The following is a 17,700-nucleotide window of genomic DNA, read 5'->3' as shown; positions in this document are numbered from 1 at the left end:
ACGGGCGTTATGGCCAGGAGATATATTTCACATACTGTTCTTGATAACTTTATCAGGAGAACACGTTTCCAGAGAGGAATAAACATGTTCTGTATTCCCTGCCTTAATATTTAGTTATAATAGAGACGTCTCTCTGCTTATTGCTTTTGGTTCCTGACGAAACTTTAAATCAGGGGCATCTCTGATTAATTTTAAAAACAGGTTGTAGATTCATGCTAAAAGAGGCATTTTCACGAATTACCGATATTTTTTTACCTACCGTATTAAGGCACGGTAAAGAATATCAACAAAAAGGCCATGTATTAAATTTTCGTTTGAGCGATGGTCTCCTTAAAGCACGTGTTAAAGGGCGTTCCGGGCAAATTTATAATGTTCATATGGATTTAAAATCATGGCCTGCCCAGGCTGCTCAATGTTCCTGCACTTATAGTTTTAACTGCAAGCATGCAGCAGCGAGCCTGTTTGCGTTGCAGGCCAGAGAAAATGATATTCATGCTGGAACCTCATCCAGTGAGTCTGATGTTCCTCTCCAGGAATGGACAACATCATTATACGAAAAAGATCTTGAGAAAAAGGCAATCAGTCCTACGCATGTGATCACTTATTTACTGGAGCCTCACTTGAGTGACTACGGGCACCGCGTCATCGTGAGATTTGCTTTGGCAAAATGCCTTAAAAAAGGAGGGTTAGGCAAGAAGATTTTTTTTCATACAATCACAGAAAGTCGCAAACAGTATTTTGCTCCTTCTGATGAAGAAATTATTGCGGCTTTTTTACTTAAATCAGATTGGTTTGATTGTTTAGAGACTCGCAACAGCGATTTACTGGAAAAAATTCTTGCCACAGGCAGAGCTTACCTGGCAAATACCGATGAAACAGGTCTGATATTGGGGCGGGCGCTGAATGTCCGGATGAAATGGCAACTCAATCTGGATGGCAGTCAATCTCTGACATTCGTGTGCGCGAAAAAAAACGTTAGCCCTCTGTTTTTGGATAAAGCCTGGTATTACGATAACGAAGCTAATTGCCTGGGCCTTTTAATCAGTTCCTACTCGATGAATCAGTTAAAAACCTTATTAAATCTGCCTTCCGTCGCGTTAGAACAAGTCTCATTAGTGAGTGAAAAACTGGCAGAAGTTGATCGAAAATTACCACCGCCTAAAATGTATGAAAAAAGAGAAATACAAGTCATCAAGCCTCAACCGGTAATTATTTTTGATGCCATTGAAATTGAAGAGTATTTTTCTTCCAATGATTTTCTTTTTATAGTTGAGTTGTTGTTTGATTACGACGGTAAGGTAATTAGTATAAAAGAGACTTCTCCAAGTCTTTTTAGCGAAAGAAACGATAGTTTACTGGAAGTTCCTCGCGATCTGGAGTATGAAAAGAAAATCTTCAAGGAATTAAAACAAATTCTTCCTTGCCGCAGCCTTAAACCCTATGAAAAATTATTTATTGATAATGGGGAGGAACTACTCCTGTTAAAACGCTATAAAAATAGCGATGATTTGCCGCATTTATACAGTCAGGTGATTCCTTTATTGAAGAGTAAACAGTGGCGAGTTGAGTTTGTTCATCCTGTTTATGAAGAATTGATTGACGCGGACGAGCTGGATTGGTTTTCTGAAATTGATGATGCTGGCAATGATTTTTTTTCTTATCAATTAGGTATTTTAGTGGAAGGCAAACAAGTCAGTATTGTGCCTTTGGTTGCCACACTTATTGGCCAGCTTGATAGTAAAAATCTTGATAGTTTATCCGATGAGGAGCGTGTCAAATTACCTTTGCCTGATGGTAAATTTTTAAACATTACTTTGGGGCGAATCAAGCCGCTGATGCGTTTTCTTTTACAATATGGGGTTCGTCATATTAAAGAGAACCAGTCTTTGCAGATAGAACGTTATCAGCTCGTGTTGATGCAAGAAACAGAACAGGCAATGGCATGCATTTCCGCACGCTGGCAGGGTAGTGAAGCATTACGTTCCCAGTTACAGCAATTAGTGACGCTTAACAGACTTCCTGCTGTTGAAATTCCGCAAGGATTAAAGACTACCTTACGGGATTATCAGCATCAAGGTTTGAACTGGTTGCAGTTTTTGCGGTTAAACCACTTTGGCGGGATTTTAGCTGATGACATGGGATTAGGTAAAACTGTCCAGACTCTGGCCCATTTACAAGTAGAAAAAGAGCAGGGTCGTCTGACTAAAGCCAGTTTGATTATTGCCCCGACGAGCCTCATAGGTAATTGGTTTGAAGAGGCCAAACGATTTACTCCTGCGTTGAAAATTCTGATATTTCATGGTGCTGAACGCCATGAAGACAGTTTCGATAATTACGATTTAATTATTTCCACTTATGGCCTTATTCAGCGGGATAAAACCCGTTTTGTCGATTATTTATTCTATTATTTAATTCTTGATGAAGCCCAATCAATAAAAAACGCACGCACTAAAACAACACAGATTATTCAACAGATTAAAGCGACTCACCGATTATGTTTGTCGGGAACACCGCTGGAAAATGATTTGGGTGAGCTTTGGTCTTTATTTCATTTTTTGATGCCTGGTTTATTAGGAGATCTCAGACAGTTCAGGCAGTTTTTCAGGACTCCTATTGAAAAATCAGGTGATATGGAACGCAAAACCTTACTGGCTAAACGAGTGCAACCGTTTATGCTGCGCCGTAGCAAAAATCAGGTGATGAGTGAATTACCTGCAAAAACTGAGATGATACGAACGGTAGAATTGGCTGGCAGCCAACGAGATTTATACGAAGCTATACGCATGAGTATGGAGAAAAAAGTCCGGGAAGCCATTGCAAAGCAGGGTATGGGTAAAAGTCATATCGTTCTTCTTGACGCATTGCTTAAATTAAGGCAGGTTTGCTGTGATCCACGGTTATTAACTGTACCTGGAGCAGAAATTGCACAGGGTACTTCTGTCAAACTGGATACACTGATGGAGCTACTGGATAATTTGATGGAAGAGGGGCGACGAGTTCTGATATTCTCGCAGTTTACTTCAATGTTACGTTTGATAGAAGAAGAGTTAATCAAACGTAATTACCTTTATTTAAAATTAACCGGCCAGACGCAAAACAGGCAAGCATTAGTTCATTCTTTTCAGGAAGGAAAAGCACCCATTTTTTTAATCAGTTTAAAAGCTGGAGGAACCGGATTAAATTTAACACGCGCTGATACCGTGATTCATTACGATCCCTGGTGGAACCCGGCAGTTGAAGAACAAGCTACAGACAGAAGCCATCGTATTGGACAAGAGAATCCTGTTTTTGTTTATAAATTAATCACATCAGGGACCGTCGAAGAGGCAATATTATCCATGCAAGCGAAAAAGCGACAATTATTTGAGGGAATTCTATCTGATAATGCAACGGGTACCATGACCCTGACCGCTAATGATGTAGAACAATTTTTTATGCCTCTCACTGAGTAGAAAGGAAGTAATTGCAATCGATTAAATGATAGCCTATCCTTCTTAAAGAAAATTCAAGGAGAAACTTATGAGACTATGGAAAGTGTTGATGACGTTTGTGTTTGCCGCTTTATTTGCTCCTGCTATTTTAGCGCAATCGCCGGCAGGTAACTGGACGGCTATTGATGATCAAACAGGAAAAAAGAGAGCGGTAATTCGGCTGAATGTTGCGGGTAATACCCTGACCGGGACTGTTGTGGATGTTTACCCTCAGCCAGGCGATGTAGGTGTTTGTGCAAAATGCCCGGGAAATTTTAAAGGAAAACCGGTTAAGGGTTTGCGTATTATATGGGGCTTGAAAGATAAAGGAAATGGCGAGTGGGAAGGAGGCCATATTCTTGATCCAAAAAGCGGAAAAGTCTATCGCGCAAAAATGACGTTAAAAGGGCAAAAACTTTATGTACGCGGTTATGTCGGTTTTTCGGTGTTAGGCCGTACTCAGGTTTGGGTGCGCTCATAAAAAATTAAGAAAATTAAGAAAGACACACTCCTGTGTGTGTCTTTTTTTGTTCAGAAAAGATACTAATCCTGTTGGTAAATCATGGTAGAAGTAAAAACACGCAAAAATACAGTTGATCCATTAAAACGTCCTCCGCATTCTGCAGAAGCTGAACAGGCAATTATTGGCGGCTTGATGTTAGATAATCAGGTATGGGATAAGATAAGTTCCAAATTGTGCGAAGCTGATTTTTATCGTACGGAACATCGCATTCTTTATCGAGCCATTATTGAATTGGCCAAAAAAGAGCAGCCTTTTGATGTAGTTACACTTCTTGATACATTAAAATCGACTAATGATCTGGACGATGCCGGTGGTGAAACTTATTTATTTGAATTAGCCAACAATACGCCCAGTGTCGCCAATGTGTCAGCTTATGCTGATATCGTTCGAGAAAAATCGGTACAGCGTCAGCTTATTGCCGTGGCTGGCGATATTGCGGATTCAGCTTATAATCCTGGCGGCAGGGAGGTACCCGAGCTTCTTGATTTTGCTGAAACCAAAGTCTTTGCTATTGCTGAACAAACCGGTGGAGACGGTGGGCCTGAGAGTATCAAATCCATTCTGGTGAAAGCAGTAGAACGAATTGATGCACTCTATCACAATGGTGATGCTATTACGGGACTGGCTACCGGTTTATCAGATTTGGACGAAATGACATCTGGTCTGCAACCTTCTGATCTGGTGATTGTTGCCGGGCGCCCTTCGATGGGTAAAACCACGCTTGTTATGAATATGGCTGAGCATGCGGCTATTAAAGCAGGTAAGCCGGTATTGGTTTTCTCGATGGAAATGCCTTCTGATTCATTGGCAATGCGAATGATGTCATCTTTGGGGCGTATCGATCAACACCGTATCCGTACGGGAAAACTTAATGATGACGACTGGCCTCGAGTTACTTCAGCCGTTCATATGCTTTCCGAAGCACCTTTATTTATTGATGATACGCCAGCGCTAAGCCCTGCAGAAATGCGGGCAAGAGCACGCAGGCTGGCGAAAGAACACGGCCAGTTGGGTCTCGTTGTTGTCGATTATCTTCAACTTATGAAAGTACCCGGTTTTAAAGCGGATAATCGCACTGCGGAAATTTCAGAAATTTCACGTAGCTTAAAATCACTGGCCAAAGAGCTTGAAGTGCCTGTGATTGCTTTATCCCAGCTTAATCGAAGTTTGGAACAACGTCATGATAAACGCCCGGTAATGTCTGATTTACGTGAATCAGGAGCAATTGAGCAGGACGCGGATTTAATCTGTTTTATTTATCGGGATGAAGTATACAATGAAGACAGCCCGGATAAAGGTGTGGCAGAAATCATTGTTGCCAAGCAACGTAATGGTCCTATTGGGAAAGTCAGGGTTGCTTTCCTTGGTAAATATACCCGCTTTGAGGATTTGGCTTTTGACGGTTACCAGGGAGTAGATTAGTGACAAGACCTGCTCATGTACAAATTGATACGAAAGCATTACTACACAATTTAAATCAGGTGAAGCAGCATGCCCCGGGGTGCAAAATAATTGCAATGGTTAAGGCGAATGCTTACGGTTGTGGTTTATCCAATGTAGTCCCTGTTCTTGCAGGAAAAGTTGATGCATTCGGGGTTGCCTGTCTGGAAGAGGCGGTAGCTATTCGCAAGCTTGGTGTACAGAGTGAGTGTGTTTTATTTCAGGGCATGTTTAGTGCAGACGAGTTACAGACTATTGTTAACTACAAATTTCAATTCGTTATTCATCAATCCTGCCAGTTGCAATGGTTATTGGCAAAGCCTTTGCCCGATAAAATAAAAGTTTGGGTAAAAGTAGACAGTGGCATGCATCGTTTAGGTTTTATGCCCGAAGAAGTCCATGATGTTGTTGCTGCTTTGGCAGCTTGTCCTTGGGTCGATGCAGAGATTGGTTTATTATCTCACTTTGCTTGTGCCGATGAAATTGAGAACCCTGTCAACCAGACACAGCTAAGTGTATTTCAGGCATTAAAGTTGCCTCCAGCGAAGCTCGTAAGAAGTATGGCCAATTCAGCCGCTCTGCTTGATCTGCCTGAAGCTCATTTTGATGTTGTACGTCCTGGTATTATGCTGTATGGCGTATCTCCTTTTAGTAATCAGGTTGGCCAAACATTAGGATTGCTGCCTGTTATGCGTTTTGTTTCCGCAATAAGTGCCATCCACCATTATCCAGCAGATACTCCTATTGGTTATGGAGGCGTTTGGCGAACAACCAGACCTTCCATTATTGGCGTGGTGGCTGCCGGTTATGGTGATGGTTACCCACGTCATATTAAACCCGATACCCCTGTGTGGGTAAAAGGTTATCGCCTGCCTATCGTAGGAAGGGTTTCTATGGATATGTTAACCGTTGATTTAACGGATTGTCCTGAGGTAACGATTGGTGATGCGGTTGAATTATGGGGGCAATATATTCCTGTAGAAACGATTGCTCATGCCGCCGGGACAATTGCTTATGAATTATTGTGTCAGTTTTCTCCACGGGTACTTCAGGAATCATAGTATTAAGAGAAGTTATGGATAATATATAAACGTGATGCTAGAATAGAAACCGTTTTTGTGAACCATTACACAGGTGAGTTTAAATGAAAAAGATAATATTGATCTCGTCGTTCTCTGCTGTTTTACTTACGAGTTGCGCTGAGATAAATAATGAAGGCGTTGGCGCTTTAACGGGTGGAGTTGTTGGCGGACTTGTTGGTAGCCAGTTTGGTGGTGGTTCAGGTAAGGTAGCAGCCGCTGCAGGGGGCGCTCTGCTTGGTGCTTATCTTGGCGGTAATATTGGTCGTACCATGGACAGGCTGGATAGACTGGAAATGCAAAAAGCATTGGAAACAGCCCCCACAGGCCGAGCTGTAGCCTGGCAAAATCCTGATACTGGTTATCGCTACACGGTACAGCCCATGAGAACTTATTATATCAATCAGCAGCCCTGCCGAGAATATATTACGAAAGCAATCATTGGTGGTAAACCGCAACAAATTTATGGTAAAGCCTGTCGACAGGCAGATGGCTCCTGGCGTGTAGTTAGTTAACGATTGAGTGCTTAATGGCGTATTCGCCATTAAGCTTTTTCTATTAAACTCCCCCCTGATAGTTCTTTATTTGTGCTATATTTAATAGGCAGAGTATTGCTTTACAATTGCTCTTCGTAATTAAAGTTGTGCGGCACTATTTGAAGAAAGGTGAATTCTCTGCGTTGGATCAGCTTTAGTTATGAAAAAATCCGAGGGAGAATTTTATGACCCATCTGATTTATTCGGCCCTGCCTCAACCAAGACCTCCTGTTATTTATATACACTCTCAGGCCAGCGTAGCTCAATGTGTTGAAATGATGAGCAAAAAAGACATTGGTGCACTTGTTGTTCAAGATGGAAAGGATCTGCTGGGCATGGTAACTGAGCGAGATATAGTTAGAAATTGTGTTAATCAAGGATTGGATGCTTATAGGACGACCGCTGCTGATATCGCTTATTCCGAAGTGAGTATTTTAAGTCTCTTTGATCCAGTTGAAAAAGCCATGGAAGTCATTACCCGCACCAGGCGACGTCATGTTTTAGTAGCTGAGCATGATGAAATAGTTGCGATTCTTTCAATTGGGGATGTTCTTTTTCATTTGCTTGAGGACAAAGCTCGAGTCATTGAACAACTTGAGAATTATATTCAGGTTTCCTATTAGAGTCTGTTGCCATTTTACTATTTGGGTTTTGGCCAAGAGGCTATTTGTCTATGCGCCGAGGCTCACCTATGTGTATGTTGCGTCCATGTGCTCGAAAATCAACTTCTTTTTGTCCATCACAAAGGATGTAATTGTTTGAAATAATTAATTTAATTTATTGGTTAATATTATGTTTTATAGTAGATTCAGCACCGAAAGCTTTAATAATATCATTTCAAATGACTGTCAAATCGAAGAAGGATACGAGTATGCGTAACGCGTTAAAAAGCATTTCAGGTCTTTTTCTGTTTGTTTTTGTAAGTGTTTCCTGGGCCTCTTTAGAGCCAGCAGGCTGGTTTACTCGGGGAGAGGGTGGTCAGATTAAGTTACGTGTTGATCTGTTTATATCGTCCACTTGCCCTCATTGTCAAAAGGCAGATGCTTTTTTGCAAGAATTAGCCCTTAAAGAGACATGGCTTGAGATTCATCATTATATTATTAATGAGGATAAAGAGGCTCTTGAGAAATTTCACCAGGCTTTACAAAAAGAGGGGAGCAGTAATTATTCGGTACCTGCTTTATTTTTCTGTAATTCTCACTGGATTGGTTTTGATGAGGCAACCACAACAGGTAAAGTTTTGGCTGACAATTTAAATTACTGTTATCAACAAATTAATAAAACAGGAAAATTAAATGCTGATACCATCGGTGCATTAAAACAAGCTGCCAATGCCAGCTGGCTTGGCTCAGATATGACAAACAAGCTTTCCGCAGTTTCGTTTATCCCTGCTATAGCGCTGATTGATGCATTGAATCCTTGTGCGTTATTTTGTCTTTTTGCTTTATTTGCTTTTGTGTGGCTGTATAAAAAACTAACAATACAGGTGGGCCTTGGTATTTTATTTCTAATAGGGGTGGCTATTGCTCATCATCTTCAACAAGGTCATGAAGTGCTTTTTTATCAAATAAAGCCGGGGTTGCGTCTACTTACGGTGTTAGTTGGTATGGGATTGTTCGCTTATATTGTTAAGTTCTCCTTTCAGGGGTTGCAAGAAGAACATCAAACCCTGGCCATCCCTGTGGTGGTTGTGTTGACGGGATTATTGCTTCAAGCCTATCAACAGGTGTGTGTCCCTAATTTCGTTGTCGTTTTTAGGCAATGGCTAGATATTAATCAGTTTTCTTTTGTAAAGAGAGGGATTTATGAAATCAGTTACCAATTGATTTACTCATTGCCTTCAATTTTATTGATGTTATTCATTATTTTTCTACGTAAGAGTAAGCGTTGGGAAAAATTGCAAACCCTGTTAACTTGTACCGCATGGTGTATTCTACTTATTATTGGTGTCTTTTTTGTTTTTTATCCTCAAGGATTTTCCAGTTTAATCCTTTCACTGGTTACTCTTATTTTGTCTTTATTGACAGGATGGTTGATAACAAGACAAAAATATTGGTTGGTCAAACGTTAAAATTAATTGAAATAATAATAAAAAAAGCGAGTCAACATGTGGTATCAACATCTAATTAATTCATTACAACCTAAAATTAAAGAAAAAGATTCAGAAAAGGAAAAATTTTTTGAAAAATATTATAAATGGTTGAATGAATTTAATACTTATTATAGTGATTTCTTTTTTGAAATGATGTTAAGTATTATTGAAAAATTGTATTTTGAATTTTCAAATGAGGAGTCAATTAACTTACAAGATTTTGCAAACTATCTGTTAGGGATTACTATTATCTATGGGAAAATGAGTGTTGATTGGGAAATCCAAAACTGGTCGTTCATTGGTTTATTTACGGACCGTTTAGAATTAAAATATTCTGAAGGAAGAAAACTGTTGAGGGGCATTAGAAACCTTGAGCGCATGGTTTTCGATTATCTGTTAAAAAAAGTTTCAGGGTTATCAGGGGAGAAAGGTTTTAAATTGACTGCTAATCTTGAGACACTCAAAGGAATTTTTTCATCCCAACCTGAAGCTCAGTCAGAATTATTAAGAAGGGACATTCGCTACTTTGTTTCCCAGGCTGCTCCATTGCTTGGGCAAAGCGTGGAATTTGATAAATTTGTGGATGATATTGCTAAAATTTTTAATTATTTTTCACGAGCGGAGTCTTGTTTTAACGAATTACTCGTCTCTTTACGAGAGAGTCTGCATAAAACTAATGCTGAATTATTTACTTCTGAGTTATATATAATTACGTTTTCTTTTTATAATTATACCTATCAGTCAGATCGTCTGACCTATAATGTATTTAAGAATAGTTCTTTATCTGCTATTAAATCCATTATTAATAAAATAAAATCCAGTAGAGTTAACTTTTCTTCCTTAAATTTTTTGCTATTAGATATTCAATTTGTTCTGAGTTGGTTGGGTACTAATTATTTACAATCAGATACTGATATAAATTTTTATGAAAAAAACTTTTATTGGGGACTGAATTCACTTGAAGAAAGTATTCTCCGGGAAGAAGATAAAATTAATGAAGCCAAAATGAAGCTTCTATCTGTCTTAATTGATAGTGCAAAGGCATATTTTAGAGCGCCAAATATAATCAATAATCAGTTATTTAAACTTCAATGTATAAAGGCTCTTGACGCTGGAGAGTGTAACATTGACAAAGAAATCATAGAAAAATTAAAGTTCGCAGTTCTTGGTATGGAATTACCCTATCTGATGCAAATTAATAACACGGCTACCTATTGGGTAAAAAACTTCAGTCAGCAGTTATTTTTTCTCAGTGAAGAGATTGCTAATTTAAAGAATTCGAATAAAGAAAATACCCTGCTGGTTAATAAATTAGAACAATATGCGCTGTATATTGATAATGGACTCATGTTGTATAAGCAAGGAAAACTTTCTTATGCAGAGTTTAGAGATGCAATCCATCAATTTCTTGAGAACCCTTTTACGGAAAATATAGGCAAGATAGGGAAAAAATATAACAACCAATTTAAATTGATTCTACTTGCTTCTGAAGGTAAACAGACTAATTTTTCTCCATATATCTGGTTTAATGAGTTAAATCCTGCTGAACAAGAATTTTTTAGGCGTATAGGAACTAATTTAAAAAGCGTTAGCATGAAAGTAAAAGAAATAACAGAATCTGAAAAGAGTAATCCGCAAAGGGAGATTGACGTTCGGATTGAAGAGCGTTATTGGGTGAGCCTGGAAACACATACTTTAGTCTATCTTCATAACAAGAGCTTATTAAATTATAAGATTTTTAAAGGACTATGCAAAAAAACAATGATGGAGATGGAGAACGGGCGGTTAAAAATAATACATGCGAAAGAAGCGAAGGAATTCTCTCAACTATTAGCTGATATAGCCAAGTGTCAGAGTACTTTTCCTGCCAGTAATAGATATTTGTTATTTTCAGAGAAAAACAAGGGAGAAAGTTTAGTGGTTGGAGACTCAATGAGTTTGACAGTAAAAATATAAATTAATAAAGCCATTGGACTTTATTTTTGTGTTCTAAACAGGATTAACTTGATTTGCAAGAGTTGATTTGGGATTATCAGCATATCTTTTATTATAAATAGTATCATGAGTAAATTAATTGATATTCCTGTTGTTGTTGAAAGTGGTCAAAAATATAAAACCTCGCAGGGGGTAACGGCTATTAAAGACGGCATTAAGTCTTGCGAATCGTCTGAACGTTTACCCAAACCGAAATGGCTGCGTATCGTTAATCATACAACACCCGCCTATCACCAGGTAAAAGAACAGGTTGTTAAACACAGATTGGCTACAGTGTGTGAAGAAGCGAAATGCCCAAACATTGCAGAATGCTGGTCCCATGGAACTGCCACCATTATGTTGATGGGGGCAGTGTGTACAAGAGCTTGTCGTTTTTGTGCCGTAGATACAGGAAATCCTCATGGCTGGCTTGATGCCCAGGAACCTGAAAATACAGCAAATACAGTTGCCTTAATGAAGCTCGATTATGTCGTACTCACTTCTGTGAACCGTGATGATTTAAAAGACGGAGGTGCCAGGCATTATGCGGATACAGTACGGGCAATTAAATCACGGTGTCCTGAAACCAGGGTAGAAGCGTTAACCCCTGATTTTCAAGGCGTGGAAAGCGATATAGCTCTTCTTTTGGATAGCGGTATTGATGTATTCGCCCAAAATGTTGAAACGGTGGAGAGATTGACTCATCCAGTCCGTGATAATCGCGCGGGTTACTGGCAAACGCTAAACCTACTTGCTTTTGCCAAGCAATATCGTCCTGAGGTGTTAACAAAAACCAGTTTAATGTTAGGACTTGGTGAAACGGATGACGAAATCATTCAGACTATGGATGAATTGCGAGCGCAAAAAGTAGATATTTTAACTTTAGGGCAGTACTTGCAACCTACGAAAAATCATTTGCCTGTGATGCGCTATGTTACTCCAGAGACGTTTGTCCGATTACGTGAAATTGGTTTAGAAAAAGGTTTTTTTGAAGTGGCAGCAGGCCCTTTAGTGCGTTCGAGCTATCGTGCCGACAGGGTTTTCAAGCGAAATAATCTGGATTTGGCTTAATTCAGTTCTTATTTGTAAGTCTCTATTCAATAGCCCAATTGCATCAATTTAAGCAGAGTGTCTATGTAACTTGGCTGGTTATCTTATTTTTTTGCTAAAATAACATCGATTATATGAGTATCATGATATGGAAAAGTAAAAATTCGACCAAAAAGTCGTTTTAGACGTTGCAACAAAAAATTTTTAGGCAGCATTCTCATCGAAACACTATTTAAAAACCAGGTTCCCTCAATACCGAAAAGGGCAAGTTCCTCAATATTTTCCAAGGTAATTGGAATACGAAGACGTTGATGATGAATAATTTTAAACTGGTGTTGGGCAAAAACATGTTTTAATTCCTCTAATCCTGAGGCAACTGTAGTATTTTTAACCATTGATTTATAGTAATGACCCACCACACTACTGATGAGCGAACCTTCTGCAATAAAATTGGCTAAATTTTGTTGCGCTACAGGAAAAGATTCATAGGTGGTTGTAATTAGGGAAAAATGCCCATTGGCACGTGTAAGCAAATTAGCCTCATTAAACAGAGTCTGGAGAGGAATATAGGCGTTAATAAAATGCGCCAGTATTAAATCCTGGCTGTGGTGAGGTAAATAACGGCTTGCTTCTGTCACATTTCCTTCGATAGCTGTTAAAGGTAAAATTTTACGGGCATGCGTTAACATTTCGGGAGAAATATCAATACCAGTAAAATCAGCCTTTGGCATATAAGGTTTAAGCTTTTCCAGAAATCGTCCATTCCCTACACCGAAATCCAGCACTTTATAGTGAGGTCTTAAGCCCAGATGTTCTTTTTTAATTTGCTCTATTGCTACACGATGGCTTTCACGAATTGAACCAAATCGATCCGCGATAACATAATGTTTTGCAATTTCATCATACATGACCTTTAAGGACATGCAGTCTTCCAAATCATAAACATCACAACAGTATATCTCCAATTGGGTTAATTATGCGAATATTCTTACAACAAAATATCCTGATGATCTCATTGGGGTATTTGTTTTGAAAATTAATTACGCAGTAAGTGATTGTTTTACTCATTTTCCAGTTGCCTGTTTCTTGTTGCTATCTCGGTTCTATGATAGATTTCCGAGAAAAGGTAAGAGTGATTGCAACGATTGCCTGGCAAAAAGAGGAGCTCCAGTGTTAATTCATTCAACGGCAATCGTTTCAGAAAAGGCAATTCTTGGTCGGAATGTATCCATAGGCCCTTATGCCGTCATCGGGGAGGTTACTATTGGGGATGACACCATTATTCATCCTCATGTAGTCATTGCGGATAACGTAACGATCGGTAAAGCGGTGGAGTTATTTCCGGGTGCGTTTATCGGCAAGGAACCAAAAGGCGCAGGTGCTCTCGCACGACCACCTCTCTTTAAGAAATCATTAGTTATTGGCGATGAATGTTCCATCGGTCCTCATGCGGTGGTGTTCTATGATGTGGAGATTGGTCATAATACTCTGCTTGGCGATGGCGCTTCTATCCGAGAAAAATGCAGGATTGGCTCTCGCTGTATTATTAGTCGCTATACAACGATTAATTACAACACCCTGATTGGGAATGCCACCAAGATAATGGATAACACGCATATCACAGGTAATGCTACGATAGGAAATAATGTGTTTATAAGTACCATGGTGGCTACGACCAATGATAATCTTATCCGTGCTGGTTATGGAGAACATATAAAAGGACCTGTCATCGAGGATGATGTAACTATTGGTGTCGGTGTGTCTACCTTGCCTGGTGTTCATATAGGCAAAAAGGCGATAGTTGCGGCAGGTTCAGTGGTCACAAAGGATGTGGCCGCCGGGACATTGGTTGCCGGGGTTCCTGCCCGTTTTGTGCGTAACCTGGTTGCCGAGTGTTAAGCCTGTTGAACCCGGAATTGGATTACTACCTCTAAGGGGAATAGTTACGTGAAGATTTTACTCATATCGACCCGAATGGGTGCTGCCGGAGTGGAAACTCTGATTTTAAGAATGGCAAAATTTTTTCAGGAAAATAATTATTCTGTTGATGTACTTCTTATGCGAGAAGTGGACAAAAACACAACTCGTAATCTTCGACAATACGCCAAAGTATACATAGGGTGGCATTTTTTTAGTATTAATCGAGCGTTTAAAAGGTTTGGAAAAGAGTATTACGATTGTATCTATACTTTCAGTTTCTTTCCTCTTATTTATAGTCTATACATCCGGCGTGCCTATTTTTCTGCGGCCAAAATCTGTTTCGGTGTTTATCACCCTCTTGAATATTGTGGATTGACTGATTCTAAAAATCAATTGGCGAGGTTGTCCGCGGATTTAATCAAGAAATTCCCCAAAGACAATATTTTTTTCATGAACCAGGGCATAAAGGATCGCCATAGCGAAAAATTGCAGCATGATTTTTTGCCATCCCCAATCGTTCCAATACCTGTTGACGTACAACGATTTGCTGATATTGAATATAGATACCCCTGTGTAAGTCCTTATAAAATAGTATCTATCGGCAGAATTACTGATTTTAAAACCTATAATTTTACCATGCTCGATGTTGTTGCTGAGCTAATTCATCGTGGATTTAATGTTGAATATTATATTTATGGAGAAGGGGCGCAGTTTCAACAATTAAAAAAACTTGTTTATAGCAGAAACATGCAAAAAGTGGTTCATCTGCCGGGAGCAATTCCCTATGAAGATTTTGCCAAGGTGCTAAAAGACGCTTTTTTGTTTGTAGGACTTGGTACTGCTTTGGTAGAAGCCGCCGCTTGTAAACTGCCTTGTTTACAGGCTATAGAGATGGATAAACAGGCAGAGTGTTATGGTTTTTTTCACAATTTGACAGGTTTTAATGTGGGGGAAAAAGATTTGACCCAACGCCGCTACAAGATGGTTGATCTAATCATGGAATTAATTGAATTGAACCCTGATAAGTATCAAAAAATCTGTGAACTTTCTTATAAAAGAGCGCAGGAATTTGGCATGGATGGCATTATGAATACTTTTATATCCTGCTGTAAATCGTCCAAATATGTCGATTATATACTTAGTAAAAAAACAGTTTTTTTTGCTTTATTCAATATGATTTTCTGGTTCGTTTGTCGTAAATTACGCATTAAGACACCTTTTGATACACGATATACCGATTAACTGTTCTGGAGACGTATTATAGATAAAAAAACAAATGGATAATCGGTTTTTTATCTTCATAAGTTTTCTTGCGAGCGATTATTTAAGTGTGATAAAGTCGGCCTAAGTCGCAAGGGTATAATCATTTCCAATGAACCTTAAATTTTAGTTGACTTAATAAGGATAATGTACCGCGGCTGGTCTGCAATATTTTGAAGATTGAGAGACAAGGGAGCATTTTTTCCGGAGGCCGTGAACAAGTCATGGCACGCAGGTTTTATGGAGGCAACTAAAATTTAAGGCGCATTGGAAAGGATAATGTATGATGACAGACGTGTGATGTGTTATTAGGGATTGCTCCAGGAAATATCCTGATTCCTATATTTCTTGCATCCAGTAAGTGAATTGGTGGTTATTGCTATGAAAATTTTGGTTACAGGTGGTGCGGGTTTTATTGGTTCGGCATTAATTCGTTATATCCTCGATGAAACATTGGATACTGTTATTAATGTGGATAAATTAACTTATGCAGGCAATTTAAAATCGCTTGAACGTGTTGCCAGGAGTGATCGTTATATTTTTGAGCAGGTAGATATTTGCTCGGCAGAAAAAATAAATGCGCTTTTTAAATTCCATCAACCGGATGTCATCATGCATCTGGCGGCAGAAAGCCATGTTGATCGCTCCATAGATAACTCTTCGGCCTTTATACAAACTAATATCGTTGGAACTTATGTACTGCTTGAAGCAGCCCGATTTTATTGGCAATCCTTATCCGATGCACGAAAAGAGTGTTTTCGCTTCCATCATATTTCGACTGATGAAGTCTATGGGGATCTGGAAACCTCGGATGATTTTTTCAAGGAGACGACCAATTACGCCCCCAGTTCACCTTATTCTGCTACCAAAGCAAGTTCAGATCATTTGGTAAGAGCCTGGCATCGAACTTATGGTTTGCCCATATTAGTAACGAATTGTTCTAATAATTATGGCCCGTATCAGTTTCCAGAAAAGTTGATCCCCGTGACTATCCTTAACGCTCTGGCAGGTAAACCTTTACCGGTTTATGGAAATGGTACGCAGATTCGAGACTGGTTGTTCGTTGAGGATCATGCGCGTGCGCTTTATCTTGTTATGAAAGAAGGAAAAGTAGGGGAAACTTATAATATCGGGGGTCATAATGAGAAAAAAAATATTGACGTGATTCGTACTATTTGTTCTTTACTGGAAGAGTTGGCCCCCATAAAACCTGCAACAATAGCACACTATGTTGATTTGATTAGCTATGTTAAAGACAGGCCAGGTCATGATCAGCGTTATGCAATTGACGCTACCAAAATTAAGCAGACTTTAAACTGGTCACCTGTAGAAACCTTTGAAAGCGGAATACGTAAAACAGTGGCATGGTATATTGAAAATAGCGCATGGGTAAACAGCATTAAAGACGGTAGTTACCGTGTTGTTGGTAGTCATAATCACATGTGTACCGTTTAACAATGAAAATTTTACTTTTTGGTAAAAATGGTCAGCTAGGTTGGGAATTACAACGAGCTTTGGCGCCTTTAGGAGAAGTTACTGCCCTGATTCGTGAGGATTCTTTTCCGTTGTGTGGTGATCTTTCAAGGCTAAATGAAGTCGCTCATACCATTCGTACTGTTAAACCCCACATTATTGTTAATGCTGCAGCTTATACTGCGGTAGATAAAGCAGAAGCAGAAAGTGAGCGGGCTTCCGTTGAGCTTATTAATGCAAAAGCGCCGGGTTTATTAGCGAGAGAAGCTGCTGCTATAGGGGCCTGGCTGGTTCACTATTCTACTGACTATGTTTTTGATGGAAAAGGTTCTGATTGCTGGAAGGAAAATGATCCCGTAGCGCCCCTCAATCATTATGGAAAGACCAAAGCAGCCGGTGAACAGGCAGTGGTATTATCCGGATGTAATTATCTGATTTTTCGTACCAGTTGGATTTATAGTAATCGTGGTAATAATTTTGTTAAAACTATCATTCGTCTTGCGTATGAACAAACAACTATTAACGTGGTGAATGATCAGATTGGTGCTCCTACAGGAGCAGATTTTCTGGCCGATATTACCGCTCATGCTTTATGTATCGCCTTACAAAACCCCACGGTTAAAGGTCTCTATCATATTGCTGCTCAAGGTGAAACGTCCTGGTACGATTATGCAAATTTTATTATAAAAGAAGCTCGAAATCTGGGGGAGCGTTTTCAAGTAAAGACTATTAATCCTGTTGACAGTGCTGATTACTTTACGCCTGCAAAAAGACCCCTTAATTCCAGATTGAACACCACAAAGTTTTCTGATGTTTTCCCCCTGCATTTACCACATTGGGAATTTGGGGTTAATAGAATGCTTAAAGAATTTTTAGGATAGCT

14 protein-coding genes are annotated in these 17,700 nt (G+C 39.3%); 13 read left to right on the top strand and 1 reads right to left on the bottom strand.

Annotated features, from left to right (window positions below; genetic code table 11):
• Positions 1-212: 212 nt before the first annotated feature.
• The 9 genes from T345_RS0100260 (at position 213) to lipA (ending at position 12,185) form a co-directional block, all read left to right on the top strand.
• Positions 213-3,452 (top strand): DEAD/DEAH box helicase, encoded by a 3,240-nt coding sequence (locus tag T345_RS0100260; protein ID WP_028387559.1) that lies wholly within the window; start codon positions 213-215, stop codon positions 3,450-3,452.
• Positions 3,453-3,519: 67 nt separating this feature from the next.
• Positions 3,520-3,951, top strand: coding sequence for a DUF2147 domain-containing protein (locus T345_RS0100255; RefSeq protein ID WP_028387558.1), 432 nt, complete (start codon positions 3,520-3,522; stop codon positions 3,949-3,951).
• 81 nt (positions 3,952-4,032) lie between these two features.
• Positions 4,033-5,415, top strand: a complete 1,383-nt coding sequence (gene dnaB, locus T345_RS0100250; protein WP_028387557.1) for a replicative DNA helicase — start codon at positions 4,033-4,035, stop codon at positions 5,413-5,415.
• Positions 5,415-6,494, top strand: a complete 1,080-nt coding sequence (gene alr / locus T345_RS0100245; RefSeq protein WP_028387556.1) for an alanine racemase — start codon at positions 5,415-5,417, stop codon at positions 6,492-6,494. Before dnaB ends, alr begins: the two co-directional genes overlap by 1 nt.
• A gap of 83 nt (positions 6,495-6,577) precedes the next feature.
• On the top strand, positions 6,578-7,027 hold the full coding sequence (locus T345_RS0100240) for an RT0821/Lpp0805 family surface protein (RefSeq protein ID WP_028387555.1): 450 nt from the start codon (positions 6,578-6,580) through the stop codon (positions 7,025-7,027).
• A 206-nt stretch (positions 7,028-7,233) separates the two neighbouring features.
• Positions 7,234-7,671 carry a CBS domain-containing protein gene (locus T345_RS0100235; protein WP_028387554.1) on the top strand — a complete coding sequence of 146 codons (438 nt, stop codon included), beginning with the start codon at positions 7,234-7,236 and terminating at the stop codon, positions 7,669-7,671.
• Between the two features lie 248 nt (positions 7,672-7,919).
• Positions 7,920-9,119 carry a glutaredoxin family protein gene (locus tag T345_RS13140; RefSeq protein WP_051555062.1) on the top strand — a complete coding sequence of 400 codons (1,200 nt, stop codon included), beginning with the start codon at positions 7,920-7,922 and terminating at the stop codon, positions 9,117-9,119.
• A 36-nt stretch (positions 9,120-9,155) separates the two neighbouring features.
• Positions 9,156-11,096 (top strand): hypothetical protein, encoded by a 1,941-nt coding sequence (locus tag T345_RS0100225; protein ID WP_028387553.1) that lies wholly within the window; start codon positions 9,156-9,158, stop codon positions 11,094-11,096.
• Positions 11,097-11,201: 105 nt separating this feature from the next.
• The gene (gene lipA / locus T345_RS0100220) at positions 11,202-12,185 is read left to right on the top strand and encodes a lipoyl synthase (RefSeq protein ID WP_028387552.1); all 984 of its coding nucleotides are present in this window, start codon (positions 11,202-11,204) and stop codon (positions 12,183-12,185) included.
• 83 nt (positions 12,186-12,268) lie between these two features.
• On the opposite strand, the gene T345_RS0100215 is transcribed toward lipA, so the two are convergent.
• Positions 12,269-13,087 (bottom strand): class I SAM-dependent methyltransferase, encoded by an 819-nt coding sequence (locus T345_RS0100215; RefSeq protein WP_028387551.1) that lies wholly within the window; start codon positions 13,085-13,087, stop codon positions 12,269-12,271.
• Between the two features lie 247 nt (positions 13,088-13,334).
• Here T345_RS0100215 and T345_RS15495 point away from each other — a divergent pair, with 247 nt between their 5' ends.
• From T345_RS15495 to rfbD, 4 genes are all read left to right on the top strand, one after another.
• Positions 13,335-14,063 carry a DapH/DapD/GlmU-related protein gene (locus tag T345_RS15495; RefSeq protein ID WP_028387550.1) on the top strand — a complete coding sequence of 243 codons (729 nt, stop codon included), beginning with the start codon at positions 13,335-13,337 and terminating at the stop codon, positions 14,061-14,063.
• A gap of 48 nt (positions 14,064-14,111) precedes the next feature.
• Positions 14,112-15,326: a glycosyltransferase family 4 protein gene (locus tag T345_RS0100205; RefSeq protein WP_131777727.1), complete on the top strand. Its 1,215-nt coding sequence runs from the start codon at positions 14,112-14,114 to the stop codon at positions 15,324-15,326.
• A gap of 399 nt (positions 15,327-15,725) precedes the next feature.
• Positions 15,726-16,799, top strand: a complete 1,074-nt coding sequence (rfbB, locus tag T345_RS0100200; RefSeq protein ID WP_028387548.1) for a dTDP-glucose 4,6-dehydratase — start codon at positions 15,726-15,728, stop codon at positions 16,797-16,799.
• 2 nt (positions 16,800-16,801) lie between these two features.
• Positions 16,802-17,698 (top strand): dTDP-4-dehydrorhamnose reductase, encoded by an 897-nt coding sequence (rfbD, locus tag T345_RS0100195; protein ID WP_028387547.1) that lies wholly within the window; start codon positions 16,802-16,804, stop codon positions 17,696-17,698.
• Positions 17,699-17,700 lie beyond the last annotated feature (2 nt).

The organism is Legionella fairfieldensis ATCC 49588 (assembly GCF_000621525.1).
GTDB lineage: Bacteria > Pseudomonadota > Gammaproteobacteria > Legionellales > Legionellaceae > Tatlockia > Tatlockia fairfieldensis.
The sequence above is the reverse complement of the archived record's forward strand: the minus strand, read 5'-3'. Positions and strand labels throughout refer to the sequence as shown.